Annotated in this window: 17 protein-coding genes; 8 read left to right on the forward strand and 9 right to left on the reverse strand. The window is 69.3% G+C overall.

Annotation, left to right across the window (positions count from 1 at the left end):
• Positions 1-6 precede the first annotated feature (6 nt).
• The gene (gene amt / locus ACFO6S_RS16215; protein WP_378418665.1) at positions 7-1,665 is read right to left on the reverse strand and encodes an ammonium transporter; all 1,659 of its coding nucleotides are present in this window, start codon (positions 1,663-1,665) and stop codon (positions 7-9) included.
• A 310-nt stretch (positions 1,666-1,975) separates the two neighbouring features.
• Here amt and ramB point away from each other — a divergent pair, with 310 nt between their 5' ends.
• Positions 1,976-3,388, forward strand: coding sequence for an acetate metabolism transcriptional regulator RamB (ramB, locus tag ACFO6S_RS16220; protein ID WP_378418667.1), 1,413 nt, complete (start codon positions 1,976-1,978; stop codon positions 3,386-3,388).
• An 83-nt stretch (positions 3,389-3,471) separates the two neighbouring features.
• Here the strand turns inward: ramB and ACFO6S_RS16225 are convergent, their stop codons facing one another.
• The 7 genes from ACFO6S_RS16225 to ACFO6S_RS16255 all read right to left on the reverse strand — a co-directional run bounded on the left by ACFO6S_RS16225 (position 3,472) and on the right by ACFO6S_RS16255 (position 10,720).
• Entirely contained in the window at positions 3,472-5,124 is a 1,653-nt protein-coding gene (locus ACFO6S_RS16225) for a class I adenylate-forming enzyme family protein (protein WP_378418669.1), read from the reverse strand.
• 4 nt (positions 5,125-5,128) lie between these two features.
• Entirely contained in the window at positions 5,129-5,842 is a 714-nt protein-coding gene (locus tag ACFO6S_RS16230; protein WP_378418671.1) for an ABC transporter ATP-binding protein, read from the reverse strand.
• Positions 5,839-6,624: an ABC transporter ATP-binding protein gene (locus ACFO6S_RS16235; RefSeq protein WP_378418672.1), complete on the reverse strand. Its 786-nt coding sequence runs from the start codon at positions 6,622-6,624 to the stop codon at positions 5,839-5,841. The genes ACFO6S_RS16230 and ACFO6S_RS16235 overlap by 4 nt, the downstream gene beginning before the upstream one ends.
• Positions 6,621-7,688, reverse strand: coding sequence for a branched-chain amino acid ABC transporter permease (locus ACFO6S_RS16240; RefSeq protein WP_378418674.1), 1,068 nt, complete (start codon positions 7,686-7,688; stop codon positions 6,621-6,623). The genes ACFO6S_RS16235 and ACFO6S_RS16240 overlap by 4 nt, the downstream gene beginning before the upstream one ends.
• On the reverse strand, positions 7,688-8,563 hold the full coding sequence (locus ACFO6S_RS16245) for a branched-chain amino acid ABC transporter permease (RefSeq protein WP_378418676.1): 876 nt from the start codon (positions 8,561-8,563) through the stop codon (positions 7,688-7,690). The genes ACFO6S_RS16240 and ACFO6S_RS16245 overlap by 1 nt, the downstream gene beginning before the upstream one ends.
• A gap of 16 nt (positions 8,564-8,579) precedes the next feature.
• Entirely contained in the window at positions 8,580-9,764 is a 1,185-nt protein-coding gene (locus ACFO6S_RS16250) for an ABC transporter substrate-binding protein (protein ID WP_378418678.1), read from the reverse strand.
• A gap of 206 nt (positions 9,765-9,970) precedes the next feature.
• On the reverse strand, positions 9,971-10,720 hold the full coding sequence (locus ACFO6S_RS16255; protein ID WP_378418680.1) for a TetR/AcrR family transcriptional regulator: 750 nt from the start codon (positions 10,718-10,720) through the stop codon (positions 9,971-9,973).
• A gap of 399 nt (positions 10,721-11,119) precedes the next feature.
• On the opposite strand from ACFO6S_RS16255, the gene urtA reads away from it, so the two are divergent.
• From urtA to ACFO6S_RS16285, 6 genes are read left to right on the forward strand one after another with little or no spacing between them, the layout of a single operon-like run.
• The gene (urtA, locus tag ACFO6S_RS16260; protein WP_378418681.1) at positions 11,120-12,373 is read left to right on the forward strand and encodes an urea ABC transporter substrate-binding protein; all 1,254 of its coding nucleotides are present in this window, start codon (positions 11,120-11,122) and stop codon (positions 12,371-12,373) included.
• A 39-nt stretch (positions 12,374-12,412) separates the two neighbouring features.
• Positions 12,413-13,297 carry an urea ABC transporter permease subunit UrtB gene (gene urtB, locus ACFO6S_RS16265; protein ID WP_378418683.1) on the forward strand — a complete coding sequence of 295 codons (885 nt, stop codon included), beginning with the start codon at positions 12,413-12,415 and terminating at the stop codon, positions 13,295-13,297.
• Positions 13,294-14,394: an urea ABC transporter permease subunit UrtC gene (urtC, locus tag ACFO6S_RS16270; protein WP_378418685.1), complete on the forward strand. Its 1,101-nt coding sequence runs from the start codon at positions 13,294-13,296 to the stop codon at positions 14,392-14,394. Before urtB ends, urtC begins: the two co-directional genes overlap by 4 nt.
• Positions 14,391-15,233 carry an urea ABC transporter ATP-binding protein UrtD gene (gene urtD / locus ACFO6S_RS16275; RefSeq protein ID WP_378418686.1) on the forward strand — a complete coding sequence of 281 codons (843 nt, stop codon included), beginning with the start codon at positions 14,391-14,393 and terminating at the stop codon, positions 15,231-15,233. Before urtC ends, urtD begins: the two co-directional genes overlap by 4 nt.
• Positions 15,217-15,930, forward strand: a complete 714-nt coding sequence (urtE, locus tag ACFO6S_RS16280; RefSeq protein ID WP_378418688.1) for an urea ABC transporter ATP-binding subunit UrtE — start codon at positions 15,217-15,219, stop codon at positions 15,928-15,930. Before urtD ends, urtE begins: the two co-directional genes overlap by 17 nt.
• Positions 15,930-16,619 carry a GntR family transcriptional regulator gene (locus ACFO6S_RS16285; RefSeq protein ID WP_378418689.1) on the forward strand — a complete coding sequence of 230 codons (690 nt, stop codon included), beginning with the start codon at positions 15,930-15,932 and terminating at the stop codon, positions 16,617-16,619. Before urtE ends, ACFO6S_RS16285 begins: the two co-directional genes overlap by 1 nt.
• 7 nt (positions 16,620-16,626) lie before the next feature.
• Here ACFO6S_RS16285 and ACFO6S_RS16290 read toward each other — a convergent pair whose 3' ends face one another.
• Positions 16,627-17,193 carry a sugar O-acetyltransferase gene (locus ACFO6S_RS16290; protein WP_378418691.1) on the reverse strand — a complete coding sequence of 189 codons (567 nt, stop codon included), beginning with the start codon at positions 17,191-17,193 and terminating at the stop codon, positions 16,627-16,629.
• A 308-nt stretch (positions 17,194-17,501) separates the two neighbouring features.
• On the opposite strand from ACFO6S_RS16290, the gene ACFO6S_RS16295 reads away from it, so the two are divergent.
• The coding region (locus ACFO6S_RS16295) for a DUF222 domain-containing protein (RefSeq protein WP_378418693.1) at positions 17,502-18,618 on the forward strand (1,117 nt) is incomplete at its 3' end.

Raw genomic sequence — 18,618 nt, forward strand, 5'->3', positions numbered from 1 at the left:
GAACGCTCACGCGGCCGGCGGCGGCGCCGCACCCAGCGGCTGCACGGTCTGCAGCAGGTACCCGACCCGGTGGCCGGACGAGAACTGGTTGAACGCGGCGATCGCGGCATCGACCCGGTCCGCCGGAACCAGCACCTCGACCCGCAGCCGTTCCGAGAACGCGACATCGCGACGCTGCCCGCGGAACTGCAGCGACCCGGTGTCGTCGTCGGACGCGTGCGCCTCGGACACCACGATCGAGACCGCCCCGGCGGCCAGCAGCGCCTCCCGCAGCCGGCCCGGGTCGACGGTCTCCAGGATGACCGTGACGAGCCGGTGCCCCACCGCGGCGGAGTCCGTCGCGAGGTCGCCCCGCGACGGGGCCGCGGCCACCACCCGAGCCGATTCGCCGCCCACCACGAAGGCCGGACTGAGGTGGTACGCGTCCATGCCCTGCTGCTTCCGGTCGAGGTCTACCTGGTCCTCGGGCGCCAGCCGCAGGCCGACGGTCTTCTCGATCCCCATCGCGATCAACCAGGTCAACGAGAACGAGAAGGCGATCACCGAGACCAGGGCCAGGCACTGCTCGCCGAGCAGGGTCAGTCCCCCACCGAACAGCAGCCCGTCGTGGCCGATCGAGTTGACGGCCTGCTCACCGAAGAACCCGACCAGGAGCGAGCCCAGCGCACCGCCGACGAAGTGGACGGCGATCACGTCGAGGGCGTCGTCGAAGTGGAACAACGTCTTGAGCCCCAGCGCCCAGTGACACACCAGACCGGCAAGCGCACCGATGGCCAGCGCCGAGAAGGTACTCACGTAGCCGGCACAGGGGGTGACGGTCGCCAGTCCCGCGACGGCCCCGGTGATGCCCCCGATCGCGGTGGAGTGCTGCTCGGTCAGCCGCTCGATCAACAGCCACACGCACATGCCCGCGGCCGCGGCGACGTGCGTGTTGATCAGTGCCTGCGCGGCAACACCGTTGGCCTGCAGACCGTCTCCGGCGTTGAACCCGAACCAGCCGAACCACAGGATGCCGCCGCCGACCAGTGCCAGCGGCAGCGAGTGCGGAACGGTCTCCGTCCTCGGCCAGCCCGGCCGTTTGCCGACCACCAGCAGGATCGCCAGCGCGGCCGCCCCCGCGGACGTGTGCACCACCATCCCGCCGGCCCAGTCCTGGGCGCCGCGCTGCGCGAGCCATCCCGACGGGTTGAACAGCCAGTGTGCGATCGGCGGGTAGACGACGATCGACCACAGCACCAGCAGCACCGCCCAGCCCAGCGGCTTGAGCCGATTCGCGGTGGCGCCGGTGATCAGCGCGGGGGTGATGACGGCGAACATCATCTGGTACGCCACGAAGGCGAGCGTCGGGATCGCGACTCCCGACACCACCACGTGCAGGGCTGGATCCGGCGCGCTGTCGAGGTTCCGCAGCCCGAACAGCGTCAGGTCGCCCATGAAGCCGCCACCGAGGTCGTTGCTGAAGGCGATGCTGTAGCCGATCACGACCCAGGTGACGGTCACCAGCCCGAGCGGGAGCAGGTTCTGCTGCAGCATCACCAGGGCGTTGCTGCCGCGGACGAGGCCCGCGTAGAAGAAGGCCAGGCCGGGGACCATGAACAGGACCAGTGCCGCGCAGAGCAGGACCCACGCGGTGTCTCCGCTGTTGATCGTTGCTGCTGCCAACATTTGACGACCATCCTCCGAAGAGTTCGATCATGTTCACTGCGCGCCGGACGAACGGACTCGCCGGATCCGCCTGGCACCAGCCCCACTGGCAACGCCGACTCCTGGATCGAGCCCCGCATTCAACGCGCCTGACGCTACGCCAGTAATTCGGAAGGCTCAGGCGAACGAGCACCCGAGACCCCGTGGTGACCGGCGCCGAAGGCCCGACCGCAGTGGACCCCGTCGCAGCGCGACTCGGGCGACCGGCCGGTGCCGTTAAGTCTGCGAACCCAAGGTTGCCAAGTTTTTGAACCGCTCGTAGCCTGGTGAAATGGCCAAGACCTTCGTGGGTGCGCGACTGCGCCAACTGCGCGGCGAACGTGGAATGAGCCAGGCCGCGCTCGCCCAGACCCTGGAGATCTCGGCGAGTTACCTGAACCAGATCGAGCACGACGTGCGCCCGTTGACGGTGCCGGTACTGCTGCGCATCACCGAGGTGTTCGGCGTCGACACCAGCTTCTTCGCCTCGCAGGACGACACCCGCCTGATCGCCGAGCTGCGGGAGGTCGCGCTCGACCAGGAGATGGGCATCGACGCCGACGCCCACGAGATCGCCGCGATGGTCTCCGCCCACCCGTCGCTGGCCAAGGCGATGGTCAACATGCACCGGCGCTACCGCAACACCACCATGCAGCTCGCCGCCGCCACCGAGGACCGGTTCAGCGACGGCAGCGGCAGCGGGTCGATCACCATGCCGCACGAAGAGGTGCGCGACTACTTCTACCAGCGGCAGAACTACCTGCACGAGCTGGACACCGCCGCCGAGGAACTGACCGCGCGAATGCGTTTCCACCGCGGCGACGTGGCCGGCGAGATCGCCCGCCGCCTCGAGACGATGCACGACGTGCAGATCGTCCAGCGCATCGACCTCGGCGAGGGCGTCCTGCACCGGTACGACCCGGTCCGACGGGTGCTGGAGATCTCCCCGCACCTGTCCGGCGGGCAGAAGGTGTTCAAGTTCGCCGCCGAACTCGCCTTCCTCGAGTGCGGCGACCTGCTGGACAAGCTCGTGGACGAGGGATCCTTCACCTCCGACGCCGCCCGCTCGCTGGCGCGACTGGGCCTGGCCAACTACTTCGCCGCGGCCACCGTCCTGCCGTACGGCCAGTTCCACGACGTGGCCGAGGAGTTCCGCTACGACGTCGAGCGGCTGTCCGCCTTCTTCGGCCAGAGCTACGAGACCATCTGCCACCGGCTCTCGACGCTGCAGCGGCCCAGACAACGCGGCATCCCGTTCTCCTTCGTCCGCGTCGACCGCGCCGGGAACATGTCGAAACGGCAGTCCGCCACCGGATTCCACTTCTCGTCCAGCGGCGGAACCTGTCCGCTGTGGAACGTGTACGAGTCGTTCGCGTACCCGGGCAAGATCATGACCCAGATCGCGCAGATGCCGGACGGGCGCAGCTACCTGTGGGTCGCCCGCACCGTCGAGCGTCGCGCGACCCGGTACGGCCAGCCGGGCAAGACCTTCGCCATCGGCCTTGGCTGCGAGCTGCGACACGCCGGCCGCAGCGTCTACGGCGACGCGCTGGACCTCGACAACAGCGAGATCGCCACCCCGATCGGCGCCGGCTGCCGGGTGTGCGAGCGAATGAACTGCCCGCAGCGGGCCTTCCCACCGCTCGGCAAGGCCATCGACATCAACGAGCACCGCAGCTCGGTCTCGCCGTACCTCATCCACTGAGCCGCGCCACCCCGACCGCGGTCGGGTGTGCAGTTGCCTGCGCATCGCCCGGGTGGGACGACGACAACTGCACACTCGACGTACTACACCGGCGCCGCGAGCCGGGCCGCGGCCAGCGCCTTCACCTCGCCCTTGGCGACCTTGCCGCCTGGCGCCATCGGCAGCTGTTCCAGGGTGACCACGTGCTCCGGGATGTACTCGCGGGTGACGCCGTTCGTGGCCAGCCAGCCGGACAGCTCCGCGGCAGGCAGGTCCGAGCCGTCCTCGGTGACCACGACCGCACAGACCTTCTCCCCGAACAGCTCGTCCTCGACGCCGACGACGGAGACCAGCACGACGGCCGGGTGTGCGCGCACGAACTCCTCCACCTCGACGGCCGAGATGTTCTTGCCACCCCGAATGATGATGTCCGCCTTGCGTCCGACCACCCGCACCCGGTTGTCCCGGTCGATCTCGACGATGTCGCCGAGCAGCATCCAGCCGTCGTCGGTGTAGAGCTCGCTGTTGGCGTCGTCGTCGTCCCAGTAGCCGTGGCACATCAGCGGTCCGTTGACGCCGGGCTGGCCGCGACGCAGGTCTCCGTGAACCTCGGCGCCTGCATCGTCGAACACCCGCACCCGCATGTTGTCGATGACGTGTCCGCAGGTGCGCAGCCGGGTCTCGGGGTCGTCGTCGACCGTGGTGACGCTCACCGCGCCGGTCTCGTTGGACCCGTAGAACTGCAGCACCGCGGCCCCGGTCCGCTCCTCGAACGCGAGCGCCTCGGAGTACGGCACCGCCTCGCCGCCGGTGAACATCGCCCGCAGCGCACCGAGGTCCGCGGTGCGCCCGTGCTCGGAGCGCAGCAGCATCTTGAACTGGGTGCTGACGCAGTTGAGCACTGTCACCCGCTCGCTGACCAGCAGGTCGATCATGGTGTCGACGTGGAAGCGCTCCATCACCACGTTGGGTGCGCCGAGCAACGCGGGCAGGAAGTGCGAGGTCCACAGCCCGAAGCCGAAGGGCGCAGGCACCGCCCCGAAGAACACGTCGCCCCGGCCGATCCGCCCGGCCGCGGCCGCCACCCGGGAGAAGGCGATCCAGCGTTCCTCGGTCTGGGTGACCAACTTCGGCAGTCCGGTGGTGCCGGAGGTGGAGTTGAGCATCGAGACGTCGGAGATGCAGAACTGCGGGCTGGTGGCGGCGAACCGCCGCGCGGACACCGGCACCGAACGCCGGGCGCCGGGTCCGTCGACCACCTGAACGTCCACGTCGCCGCGCTCGTCGAGGAACACGACGTTGTCCGGAATGCCTGCCCGGGAGCACAACTCGTCGATCAGTGCGGTGTTGTCCTGGCCCCGCAGGGTCTCGGTGGTGATCAGCGTCCGGCAACCCGACCGATCCATCAGGTGGGCGAGTTCCTTGATGCCCGAACGTGATCCGATGCCCACGGCGATGCGACCGGCCCGGTAGGCGCCGCACAGCGCCGCGTGGAAGACCATGGTGTCCGGCAGGTACAGCGCCACCGGCGCGTGCACGTCCGGGAGCGCCGCCAGCGCCGACGCGACGCGGTCCGCCGCGGCGTCGTACTCGGCCCACGTCACGCGCGAGTCGGGGCTCACGAATGCCACCGCGTCGGGAGTGGTCAGCGCCCAGTGCCGCACCATCTCACTGATGCTCACGCCCAGGAACTTCTCCGGGGCGGACGTGAACTCACCGACCTCGATGCCGGTGGTGGTCGTCGTCTGCTGGTCCATCAGGTCAGTTCCCCCTTGTGGCGTCGACGACGCCCATCGACTGCTTGTATGCGGTGTCCAGCGCGGCGGCGTCGTCGCAGGCGACGATGATCTCGCCCCGCTGCATCACGTAGCCGCGCGCGACGATCGGCGCCAGCGCGGCGAGCGACGGCTCCGCGATCAGCACGGTCACGCCCTCCGTCGCGAGGTCCGCGACCAGGGTCCGCAGTTGCCCCACGATCTTCGGTGCGAGGCCGGTCGTCATCTCGTCGAGCAGCAGCACCTTCGGCGTCGCCAGCAGCGCCCGGCCGAGCACGAGCATCTGCTGCTCGCCGCCGCTGAGCACGCCCGCGTAGGAATGCGCGCGCTCACGCAGCACCGGGAACCGGTCGAAGGCGGAGTCGACGGAGTCCTTGCCGAGCCCGACCAGGTCCGCGCCCACCCGCAGGTTCTCGAGCACCGACATCTTCATGAACAGCTGCCGGCCCTGCGGCACGTAGGCGAAGCCCTCCCGCGCCCGACGGGCGGCGGACAGGTTGTCCACCCGCAGGCCGTCGACGGTGACCGAGCCGGTGGCGCGGGTGGAGCCGTAGATCGCCCCGAACAGGCTGGACTTGCCCGCGCCGTTGGGGCCGACCACCGCGGTGACGGTGCCGGACGGCGCCGTGAAGGTCGCCCCGTCCACGGCGACCGCCGAGCCGTAGCGCACGCAGATGTCGCGCACCTCGAGCGTTGTCATGAGATCTCCTCTCCGGCACCGAAGTACACCTCACGCATGGCGTCGCTCGCCAGGCATTCCGCGGGACTGCCGTGGAATGCCACCCCACCGAAGTTGAGCAGGACCACGGTGGTGGCGAGCTCCGCGATCAGGTCGACGTTGTGGTCGACGAGCACCACCCCGCGCCCCTGCTGCTGGATCTGCCGCACCGCACCGGCGATTGCCGCGATGCCGTTGTGGTCGGCACCGGCGAACGGCTCGTCGAGCAGCAGCACCTGCGGGTCGGTCGCCATCGCCCGCGCCACCTCCACCAGCCGCTGCCCACCCAGGCTCAGGTCACCGCAGTTGCTGGTGGTGTCGGTGATCGCGTACTCGGCCGCGACGGCCCGCGCCCGCCGGTCCGCGACGGACGGGTCCTCGAAGGGCCCCTTGAGCGCCCACCACAGCGAGTGCAGCGGCGAGCGCATCCGGTGCCCGTAGATGCCGGGCACGATGTTCTCCACCGCGCTCAGTTCCAGCGCCAGCTGCGGATGCTGGAAGGTGCGCGAGAGTCCCTGGCGGGCGCGCCTGTCGCTGCCGCCTGTCAGGGTGCGCCCGGCCAGCCGCACGGTGCCCGCGTCGGCCTGCTGGGTGCCGAAGATGCAGTCGACCAGGGTGGTCTTGCCGGCACCGTTGGGCCCGACCAGACCAATCACCTCGCCCGGCGCGACGCTGAAGGTGACGTCGTCGACGGCGCGAAGTCCGCCGTAGGACTTGGTCAGTCCCCGGACCTCGAGCAGCGCGGTCTCGTTGCTCTGACTCACAGCTGATCCCTTCCGTCCTTGTTCGATCGCGGCATCAGCCGCGTCAGTGCCGACCCGGCCCAGCCGATGACCCCGCCCGGGGCCGCGATCAGGATCACCAGCACCGCGATGGCCAGCAGCAGTTCGCCGCTGCCCTGGTAGCCGGGCATGTTCAGCGTCACCACCACCACGATCACCGCGCCCAGCGGAGCGCCCCAGGCCGAGTTCCGACCGCCGATGATCGGCATGAAGATGGCCAGGAAGACGATGCTCAGGGTGAAGGTCTCGGGCGTGACGGCCTGCACGGACACCGTGAACAACGAGCCGCCGGTGGACGCGATGGCGGCGCCGATCGCGAGGGCGACGACCGTCAGGTGTGCCGGGTTGACGCCCGAGGAGCGGGCGAGGTTCTTGTTGTCCCGCGAGGCCCGCAACGTCAGGCCCCACACCGACTTACGCAGCCGGTCGACCACCACCGCGATCAGACACACGAACAGGATCGCCAGGACCACCAGCGTGTACCGCGGCGGCTGCCAGCCGAACAGCGTCAGTGCCTCGACACCGGAGATCCCCGCGGAACCGCCGGTGAAGGCGGGACCGTCGATCAGCCAGTGCTCGAAGGCCATGCCGAACAGCAGGGTCACGGCGGCGAGGTAGAAGCCGGACAGCTTCTGGGTGGCCAGGCTCAGCACCACCGCGACCACCGCCGCGACCAGCGCACCGAGGATCCAGCCCCACCACATCGACAGCCCGGTGCGCACCGAGATCAGTGCCACCCCGTAGGCGCCGATGGCGGCGTACGCGCTGTAGGCCATCGACAGCGAGCCCGCCATCACGAACGGGATGTACATGCCGAGGGCGATCAGGGAGTAGGTGGCTGCCAGGAACACCAGGTCCTGCCGGTAGAGGCTCGGACCCATCCAGGCCAGCACGACGGCCACCACGGTGAGGGTGATCGCGGTCTCGACCGCGATGCCGGACAGCATCCGCCGGCGCGCCTGCGGCGCGGCGGTGTCCGCGGCACCGGGAGGGCTCGCCGCACCGGGACTGCCGTCTGCGCCGGAGAAGCGTGTTGTGACGGTCATCAGACGCGCACCTTCCTCGAGAACACGCCCTCCGGCCGGAAGGCGAAAAAGACCAGCGCGAGAACGAGAATCGCCGTCTGCGCCGCGCTCGCACCGAAGTAGAACGGCGCGAACACCTGGACGAAGCCGAGCAGCATGCCGCCGATCAGCGGCGCCCAGCTACGACCGGTTCCGCCGATCACCAGCGCCAGGAACGCAGTCAGCGTCCAGGAGAGCCCGCTGGTGAACTGCACGCCCGCCTTGGGTGCGAACAGCAGCCCCGCGACGGCGACGATGGCGCCCGCCGCGGTGAAGGCCACCAGCCGGATCCGGGCCACGGGCAGCCCGAGCACCCGCGCGGCGTCGGGGTTGTCGCCGACCGCGCGCAGCAGCCGGCCCGTCTGCGAGACCTGCAGCCAGATGCCCACCACCACGAACACCAGCAGCGTGCCGCCGATCAGGGTGACGGAGGCGGTGTCGACGGTGGCGCCTGCGACGGTGAACGGCTCGGCCTCGAAGAGCTTCTGTCCCGGCAGCGGGGTTCGCCCGAAGATCGTGCCGGAGAGCTGCTGCACCGCGAACAGCACCGCAGTCACCGCGACCAGCGCCGGGAGTTCGCCTCGGCCGGAGCGTTTCTGGACCTGCTGGACCACCAGCAGGTCGGTCGCCACCGACAGCAGCACGCCCACGGCCACACCGAGCACGAGCGCAAGCCACAGCGGCACGCCGTAGCTGATCACCACGGTGCTGCAGGCCATGGCCGCGGCCATCGCGTACGGCCCCATCGCGAAGTTGAAGAAGTCCGCTCCCACGACGACCAGGTACATGCCCAGGGCGATCAGGGAGAAGAAGGCGCCGATCTCGACGGCGGCGAGCCAGAGTTGTGCGTCAGTCATCGGTGGGACTCCTTCGTCAGCTGCACGGCGGTTGGTAGGAATCCCAGGGGCCGCTGGGTCGGTTGTCCGGGCCGAAGCCGACCAGGACCAGGCCGCACAGGCTGTCCGGCGCCAGGTGGTCCCCGGGGCTGAACGAGAGGGTCAGCCGGTCCTGGCCGAAGGACGCGGGCAGGTCCGAGACCTGCTGCAGCGCGTCGCGCACCTTGACGCGGTCGGTGTGGTCGCCGGCGATCTCGATGGCACGGGCCAGCATCATCACCGCGTCGTAGGCCTGGGCGTCGTAGGCGGTGAGCTCGTAGTCGGGGCCCTTGACCGCGCGCAGCTTCTCGGTGAGCTCGACGGTGCGCGGGTTGCCCGAACTGAGGCTGCCCATGTAGACCATGCCGTCCAGCGCGCCGGGGTCGGCGAGCGCCCAGGACTTGGGCTGGTTGCCGATCGAGGCGAGCGAGAGCCGCTGGGTGTCCGGGGCGATCTTGGCGAGGGTGTTGTGCGCGAGGATCTCGAAGTGCCCGCCGATGCTGGCCACCAGGATCACGTCGGGGTCGCTTCCGACCACCCGGGAGGCCTGCGCGGTGAGGTCCGCGGCGTCGACCGGGGCCTTCTCGACGGCGGTCACGGTCGCGCACTTCTCCAGCGCCGGGCGCAGCGTCTTGACGATGCCGTCGATCGAGGCACTGGCGTCACCGAGGATGCCGAGCTTGCTGTAGCCGAGCTTCTCGAATGCCCCGCAGTACACCTCGGCGTACTGCTTGAGCGAGTTCGGGATCATGAAGGAGAAGTCGTTGCCCGGCGCGGACGCGAAGGCGTCGCTGAGCACCACCGGCGCGATGGCCGGGATCTGCGACTGCGTGAGCACCGACTTGGCCTGCAGCACCGAACCACTGCCGGTGGCGAGCAGCACCGCGCTCGCGCCCTGGTCGACGAGCTTGCGGATGATCGACGGCGTCTTGGTCGGGCTGCTCTCGTCGTTCTCCACGACGAGTTCGACGCGCTTGCCGTCGATCCCGCCCCGCTCGTTGAGCATGTCCACCGCGAACCGGACGGTCTGCCCGGCGATGGTGCTGTACGACGCGCCCGGCCCGGTCGAGTCCTCGTCGAGCCCGATCACGATCGTCTCCGGCGACATCGCGGTCACCGACGCGCAGCCGGTCAACCCCAGAGCCGCTGCCACCAGCAGCGGCGCAGCCTTTCCGATCCTCAAAGTCGACTCCTGTCGTCGCCACGAACCTTCACCCGTTAGGCGAATCAAACAAGCGCTTGATTGAACGCTTGGTGACGGCGAGTATGCCGTGGGTCACACGGGAAGTCAAAAGCCTGCCCTACCGGCGAGAACGCCCGACGCGAGCGGGGCTCGACCGTCCGCCGGACGATCGAGCGGAATGGCAGGCCCGGCGGTCGGGCCGGGCCTCAGCCCTGGTTGCCGCGCTGGAGCGCGCTGACGGCATCCTTGAGCTCGCGCAGGTCGCGCCGGAGCTCGGCGAGCTCGTCCGAGTCGGCATGCTCGGCACTCGCCGCGTCCACCACCTCGTCCGGCACCACCGCGGGCGCGGCGACCCGGCTCGGCGCGACCGGCGTACGGCCACCCGGGCTGGCGAACCCGTCCAGGAACACCGCGATGAGCTCGTGCCGCATCTGCTCGGCCGACTCCCGCAGGGTCGGACGCGACAGCCGCACCGTCGACCACACCGACTCGCGGATCATCCGGTGGAAGTGCTCGGGGTCGATGTCGTCGCGCAGCTCCCCCTCGGCCACGCCGAGACCGATCGCGGAGCGCCAGAACCCGTGGGCCCGGACGACCGCGGTGGCGATCCGGCTCTCGGCGGGCTGCGTGGAAAGCCAGCCCTCGTTCTGGTAAATCTCGGTGGCGAACGGATGGTCCGACGCGGCCGCGAACGACTGGGCGACCATCTGGGAGAGCCGTTCCCGCGCGGACAGCGCCGGGTCGGCCGTCGTCTCGTAGCGCTCGTTGAGGTCGTCGAGGAAGGTCACCACGATCTCGAGCGCGATCGCGTCCTTGGAACCGAAGTAGTGGTAGAGGCTCCCGGACAGGATGCCGACCGCATCGGCAATGTCCCGGACCGTGGTGCCGGCGACCCCGCGCTCGCAGAACAGCTGCGCGGCGTGAAGGAGGATCTCGTCGCGGCGGGCGGTGCTCATCGGTTCCCCTCGTGGCGCCGCCGCGGTCGGGCGTCTCGCCAAGCGACACCGTTCCGTCCGACGCCGCCGATCGAACGCTTGCTTGATCGTTTGGGAGCGTACACGAATCGGCACCACCGAATCTCGCGTATCCGCGGATCGGTCACGACCCCTCGAGCCGGCCGCAGACTACGCGCTGCCGCCCGTGGGGGACGGTGAAGTCTTGTTCACACGGACGCAATCGGGGTCACCAACTCGTCACCGACAGACATTCGGCCGCAACAACTTCCGCCTACTGTCCTTCGAATACAGCTCGGTACACAACAGCCGTATACAACGCACCGTCATCAGCCGGGCACCCCCTCCCGCCGGTCCCACCAGCTCCTCCACGACCGCTGCCCTCGACCGAAAGGCCTGTACATGCGCACCTTCTCGAAGCGGACCCTGGTCGCCCCTGCCGCGCTCGCGGCCGTCGGCCTGGTCCTGACCGGCTGCGGCAGCAAGGCCTCCGACACGGCCACCGCCGCCACCGCCGAGTCCTGCGTCGACACGTCGGGCGACACCGTCAAGGTCGGCTCCCTCAACTCGCTCTCCGGCACCATGGCCATCAGCGAGGTCACCGTCCGGGACTCGATCGCGCTCGCGGTCGAACAGATCAACAACGACGGCGGGGTACTGGGCAAGAAGATCGAGGTCGTCTCCGAGGACGGCGCCTCCGAGCCGACCGTGTTCGCGGAGAAGGCCGACAAGCTGATCAGCAGCGACTGCGTCGCGGCCGTCTTCGGCGGCTGGACCTCCTCCAGTCGCAAGGCGATGCTGCCGGTCTTCGAGGACCGAAACTCCCTGCTGTACTACCCCGTCCAGTACGAGGGCCTCGAGGACTCGAAGAACATCTTCTACACCGGCGCCACCACCAACCAGCAGATCGTGCCTGCGCTCGACTACCTCAAGCAGAAGGGCGTCAAGTCCCTCTACCTGGTGGGCAGCGACTACGTGTTCCCGCAGACCGCGAACCGGATCATCAAGGCGTACGCGGCGGCCAACGGCATGGAGATCAAGGGCGAGGACTACACCCCCCTCGGGTCCACCGACTTCTCCACCATCGTCAACAAGGTCCGCGCCGCCGACGCCGACGCGGTGTTCAACACCCTCAACGGCGACTCCAATGTCGCGTTCTTCCGCGAGTACGCCAACGTCGGCCTCAAGGCCGCCGACATGCCGGTGGTCTCGGTCTCGATCGCCGAGGAGGAGGTCGGCGGCATCGGCGCGCAGAACATCGCCGGCCAGCTGACCGCGTGGAACTACTACGAGACGGTGGACTCCCCCACCAACAAGGCCTTCGTCGACGCCTACCAGGCGAAGTACGGCGCCACCAAGCCCACCTCCGATCCCATGGAGGCGGCGTACACCTCGGTCTACCTCTGGAAGAACACCGTCGAGAAGGCGAACTCCTTCGCCACCAAGGACATTCAGGACAACGCCGACGGGGTCACCTTCGACGCGCCGGAGGGCCTGGTCACCATCGACGGCTCGAACCACCACGTCACCAAGACCGCCCGGATCGGCGAGGTCCGGCCCGACGGCCTGATCTACACCGTGTGGGACTCCGGCTCCCCGGTCCAGCCCGACCCGTACCTGACCTCCTACCCCTGGGCTGCCGGCCTCGGCGGCTGACCCGACGACCACACCCCCACCACCTTCAGGAGGACGTCAATGGACGTCGTTGTCGGACAGCTGTTCACCGGTCTGAGCATCGGCTCGATCCTGCTGCTGGCCGCGCTCGGGCTCTCGCTGACCTTCGGTCAGATGGGCGTGATCAACATGGCCCACGGCGAGTTCATCATGGCCGGCTCGTACACCGCCTACGTGGTGCAGCAGGTGGTCTCCAGCTCCACCGGATCGCTGCTGATCTCCCTGGTGGTGGGTTTCCTGGTCGGCGGCGCGCTCGGCGTCGCGCTGGAGATGACGCTGGTGCGCCGCATGTACCACCGGCCGCTCGACACGCTGCTGGTCACCTTCGGTGTGGGCCTGGTGCTCCAGCAGTTGGCCCGCGACATCTTCGGCGCCCCCGCCGTCAACGTCGTCGCGCCGGGCTGGCTGTCCGGCGGCGTCGAGATCCTCGGGGCGGTGGTACCCAAGACCCGCATCTTCATCCTGGTACTCGCGATCGTCGCGGTGGCGGCCCTGTCGGTGGCGCTCACCCGCTCGCCGATGGGCCGCCGCATCCGGGCGGTCGTGCAGAACCGCGACCTGGCCGAGACCAGCGGGATCTCCAGCCGCCGAACCGATGTCACCACCTTCTTCATCGGTTCGGGCCTGGCGGGTGTGGCCGGCGTCGCCCTCACCCTGATCGGGTCGACGAGCCCGACGCTCGGGCAGTCCTACCTGATCGACGCCTTCCTGGTCGTGGTGGTCGGCGGGCTGGGGCAGCTGCGGGGCGCCGTGATCGCGGCCTTCGCCCTGGGCCTGCTGAACTCCTTCGTCGAGTACTCGACGACCGCGTCCATCGCCAAGGTCATCGTGTTCGTGGTGATCGTCGTGTTCCTCCAAGTCCGTCCGCAAGGACTGTTCGCAGTCAAGACGAGGAGCCTCGTATGAGCATCCTGACCCGCGGCCCTGGCCGCACCTGGGCGGGCTTCGCGCTGGCCGCCGCCGTGCTGTTCGGACTCGCGCCCGCCGTCCTCAGCGACTTCCGACTGAGCCTGCTGGCCAAGTTCCTGTGCTTCGCCATCGTCGCGGTCGGCATCGGGCTGGCCTGGGGACGCGGCGGCATGCTGACACTCGGTCAGGGCGTGTTCTTCGGCATCGGCGCCTACGTGATGGCCATGCACCTGAAGATCGCCGACGCCGAACTCAAGGGCTCCGAGGTCCCGGACTTCATGCAGATCGCGGGGATCCGGACGCTGCCGGGCTACTGGGCGCCGTTCGCCTCTCCGGTGGTGACGATCCTGGCGATCGCGCTGCTGCCGGCACTGGTGGCGTTCCTGCTCGGACTGGGCGTGTTCAAGCGTCGGGTCAAGGGTGCGTACTTCGCAATCCTCAGCCAGGCGCTGGCGGCGGCGTTCGCGATCCTGCTGATCGGCCAGCAGAGCACCGGTGGAAGCAACGGGCTCAACAGGTTCCGGACCTTCTTCGGATTCAGCCTGGCCGATCCGGCGAACAAGCGGATGCTGTTCTTCATCGCGGCGGGGGTACTGCTCGCGGTGGTCGCGGCGACCCGCCAGTTGATGAACAGTCGCTACGGCGAACTCCTGGTCGCGGTCCGCGACCAGGAGGAGCGGGTCCGATTCCTGGGCTACGACCCCGCGAACGTCAAGCTCGTCGCGTACGTGACCGCGGCCTTCTTCGCCGGCATCGCGGGGGCCCTGTTCGTCCCGATCGTGGGCATCATCTCCCCCGCCGACGTGGGGATCGTGCCGTCCATCGCGTTCCTGATCGGCGTGGCGATCGGCGGCCGGGCCACCCTGCTCGGCCCGGTGCTCGGCGCGATCGGCGTGGCGTGGGCGCAGAGCGCGTTCTCCGAGACCTTCCCGTCCGGCTGGATCTACGCCCAGGGCCTGCTGTTCATCGTCGTGGTGGGCTTCTTCCCGGCCGGGGTGGCGGGACTGTTCGCGCTGCGCCGTCGGCGCCGGCCCACTGACACAACGACGGCGGCACCGCCCGCCGTGGAAACGGAAATGGAGTTCGCTCGATGACCGAGACCAGCACCGCCGCACAGGCGGCTCCGGAACCCGCGTTCGGCGGCAACGCGGGCATGTCCAGCGAGTACCTCGAGGTGCGCGACCTGCGGGTGACCTTCGACGGGTTCACGGCGGTCGACGGCGTGAACCTGACGCTGCTGCAGGGCGACCTGCGATTCCTGATCGGTCCCAACGGGGCCGGGAAGACCACCCTGGTCGACGCGATCACCGGCCTGGTCCCCGCCACCGGGTCGGTGGCCAAGTCCGGAGTCGAACTGGTGGGCAAGAAGGTTCACCAGATCGCCCGGCTCGGCGTGGGCCGGACCTTCCAGACGGCCAGCGTCTTCGAGGAGCTCTCGGTCCTGCAGAACCTGGACATCGCGGCAGGCGCGGGTCGCGGCCCCCTGACCATGCTCCGCCGCCGCCGCACGGTGGAGCCACGAATCGAGGAGGCGCTCGAGACCATCGGCCTCACCGGACTGCGCGACACCCCGGCCGGGATCCTGGCGCACGGACAGAAGCAATGGCTCGAGATCGGCATGCTGCTGGTGCAGAACGCGGACGTCCTGCTGCTCGACGAGCCGGTCGCCGGGATGAGCCACGAGGAGCGCGAGGAGACCGGAAACCTGTTGCGGCGCATCGGCGGTGGCCGCACCGTCGTGGTCGTCGAGCACGACATGGACTTCATGAGGGCGTTCGCCACCTCGGTGACCGTGCTGGCCGCAGGCCGGGTACTGAGCGAGGGCACCGTCGAACAGGTACAGGCCGACCCTCGCGTCCAGGAGGTCTACCTGGGCACCGCCGCAGCAGCCAGCATCACTGACGAGGAGGCCGACGATGCTCGAACTCGTTGACGTACGAACCGGATACGGCCGTTCCGAGGTGATCCACGGGGTGTCCCTCGAGGTGCCGCCCGACGGCGTCGCCGCGGTCCTCGGACACAACGGCGCAGGCAAGACCACCCTGCTGCGTGCCGCGGTGGGCCTGCTGCCGGTCCGCTCCGGCAGCGTGCGGTTCGACGGTGAGGACGTCACCGCACTGCGGCCCAGCGCCCGGGTGGCGCGGGGCCTCGCCTACGTGCCGCAGGGCCAGCAGTCGTTCGGCCAGCTGACCACCGCAGAGAACCTGCAGGTGGTCGCGGACGGGAGGCGTCGGGGCCGGGCGTTGATGGCCGAGGCCCTGGACCTGTTCCCGGCGCTGACGGGGCTGCTGGATCGGCGGGCCGGACTGCTCTCCGGCGGCCAGCGCCAGCAGCTGGCCATCGCCCGGGCCCTGATCACCGAGCCCAAGATGCTGATCCTCGACGAGCCGACCGAGGGCATCCAGCCGTCGGTGGTGGCCGAGATCGAGCGCACCATCATCGAACTCACGGGCCGCGGCGACCTCGGCGTGCTGCTGGTCGAGCAGCACATCGGGTTCGCCCTGAACGCCGCGCGGCAGTGCCACGTACTCGCGTCCGGCCGCATCGTCTCGTCCGGTCCCGGCGGCGCGGCCGCAGGCACCGACGTCGACAAGGCGCTGTCGGAGGTCCGATCCGCGATGGCGATCTGATGAGCGCCCCGCCGTCGCTGAGCGATCGCGTCTACCTGTCGCTGCGGTCGGACCTGATGTGTGGGCGGATCGCGCCCGGCGACCGGCTCGGCGAGGAACGCCTGGCCGGGCAGTACGGGGTCTCGCGCACGCCGGTCCGCGAGGCCCTGGCCCGGCTGCTGGCCGACGGCCTGATTCAGCGGGACGAGGGCGGACTGTTTCCGTACCGGCCACGACTCGACGAACTCGCCGGCCTCTACGAGCTGCGGACAGTCCTGGAGCTGCAGGGCATCTCGCGGGTCCTGGACGGCCCCGGCCGTCGGCACGACCCGGACGTGCTGGGCCCCGAACTGGACCGGTGGTACGCGCTGCGCGCCCGGATGCCGGAGCCGGACGCCGGGTTCGTCGGCCTGGACGAGCAGTTCCACACGGTGCTACTGGAGTCGGCAGGCAACGAGGCGCTCGCGAACGCCCTCGTCGCCGTCAACGCGAAGGTCCGCCCGGTGCGGATGTTCGACTACCTGACTCCGGACCGGATGGCGGCCACCGTCGACGAGCACGTACACCTGGCCGAACTGGTGCTCGACGGCCGGCTGGACATCGCCTACGACGCGCTGCGCCAGCACATCGACGAGTCCCGGCAGGTGGTGGTGACGCGGGCCGGGGAGGCACTGTCGATGGCGCGGATGGCGTCGGCGATGCGGCTGTGAGCCGACGTCACCTCTCACCGAAGGTTCGCCGGACAACCCGGGCGGGACTTCCCACGGCGACGGCATGGTCGGGAATGTCGTGCAGGACAACGCTGCCCGCGCCGACAACGGTGTTGTCCCCGATGCAAACTCCCGGACCGACCGTGACCGCGGCACCGAGCCAGACGTTCTCCCCGAGGGCGATCGGGGCGGCTCGCTCCCATCCGTCCCGGCGCTTCTGGTGGTCCTCGATCGGGTGCAGCGCCGTCATCAACTGAGCTCCCGGGCCGATCCGCGAGTCGCTTCCGATCGTGATCGGCGCGTCGTCCATGAAGAACGCATTGACGTTCACGAAGACCCCGTCGCCCAGACGGATGTTGTGGCCGTAGCTGCACTGGAATCGCGGCATCACCACCACCCGCTCGCCGACCTGCGCCAACATCTCCTGCAGGACCTGCGCCCTCGACTCGTCGTCGTCTGCCCCGGCGCCGTTGAATCTGTCCAGCATGCGCCAACACCGGCGCCGGAGGTCGGCAAGCTCCGGATCATCGAGATACCAAACTCCGCGGTCGAGTCGTTCCCTCTGTTCCCCCATGCCGCGTGATCGTGCCAGGCAAGTGCATCCGGCGATGCAGCGACACTGCAGCGCTTCGCCTGTCGGTGTGCCCGTGCTCAGCTCCCGGATCCGGCGTCTTCGATCCGAACGGAGGCAGAGGATCTCCCTCGACTCCTGCGGCCCAGCCCACTGTGTTTCTGAGCGACTGGCAAGGAATTCGTGCGAGCGCCTCGGCGCCTGTGCGCATTTCTGGCGCCAACAGGGACCAACAGTAGCCGTGGGCCACAGGACGTTTACCAGGCGAAACATCATTGCTATCGAATATGTGTGCAAGTATTGTCTGATGCATGGAACTCGTCGAGATGCTCGCCGACCCCACCGGGGTCGAGGCATGGCGACTCGACGAAACCGAACTCGCGAGCACCGTCCCGGAACTGTCATCGAAGATCCTCGAGCTGGAGGCCCTACGGGTCCGGTTGGTCCACGAGGCCGACCAGAGATGCGTCCCCAACGACCTCGGCGCCGCCGACACCACCTCCTGGCTCTCCGACACCACACACATGACCGCAGGCCACGCCGGCAAGATCGTCCGACTGGGACGGGAACTGCCGTTGCACCCGCGAATGGCCGCCGCATTGGACGCCGGACGGATCGAACTCGGGCACGTGCAGGTGATCGTCGACTTCCTCGCCCGACTCGAACGACTCACCGTCGGCCAGCCTGGCCCGCCGGTGGAGACGGACTGGAACCACCCCGACCCAGAAACCGGGCGCCCGGACGACTGCCAGGCCTACCTGCTCATCGCCGCCCAACTCGAGAACGCCACCGTCCTGCGACGGCGCGCCCGCGCCCTGGAACTGCTGCTGCAGCTAGACGGGACCGTCCCACCCGACGGAGAGAACCCCGAACTCAACGAGTTCCACGCCTCCGCCACACTCGGCGGGCGCGTGCACGTGAAGGGATCGTTCGACGCCGAGGTCGGTGAGGCGTTGAACACCGCACTGTCTGGCCTGTCCAAGCCGCACCCGAGCACAGACGACGACGGCAACCCCATCCGCGACCCGCGGTCCGCCGCCAAGCGCCGCGCCGATGCGTTGGAGCAGATCATCCGCGGGCACCTCGACAACGCCCGAGGACCGGTCGAGGGCGGCGAACAACCGCACGTCACCGTCACCATCGACCTCGACGCCCTCAAGGAAGCCGTCGCCAGGACCGCGCCCACCCCGGCGACAGGGGCCTGGACGAAGAACGGGTGGGACTACCACTCCCCCAACGCAACCGGACCCGTCGGCGCAACCAGATCCACACCCGGCGATAGCTGCTCAGACATCCGACCCCCGCGGCACTACCGCAGAGTCCGGCACGCCAGCATGCCCTGGGCCGGACCCGTCTCCGCCGCCATCGCCGCACGCCTGTCCTGCGACGCCCAAGTCACCGCGGTCTTCGTCGACAAGGAAGGCAACC

The sequence above is a fragment of the Rhodococcus kronopolitis genome (genome assembly GCF_042654025.1).
In the GTDB taxonomy this organism is placed as follows: domain Bacteria; phylum Actinomycetota; class Actinomycetes; order Mycobacteriales; family Mycobacteriaceae; genus Rhodococcus_G; species Rhodococcus_G kronopolitis.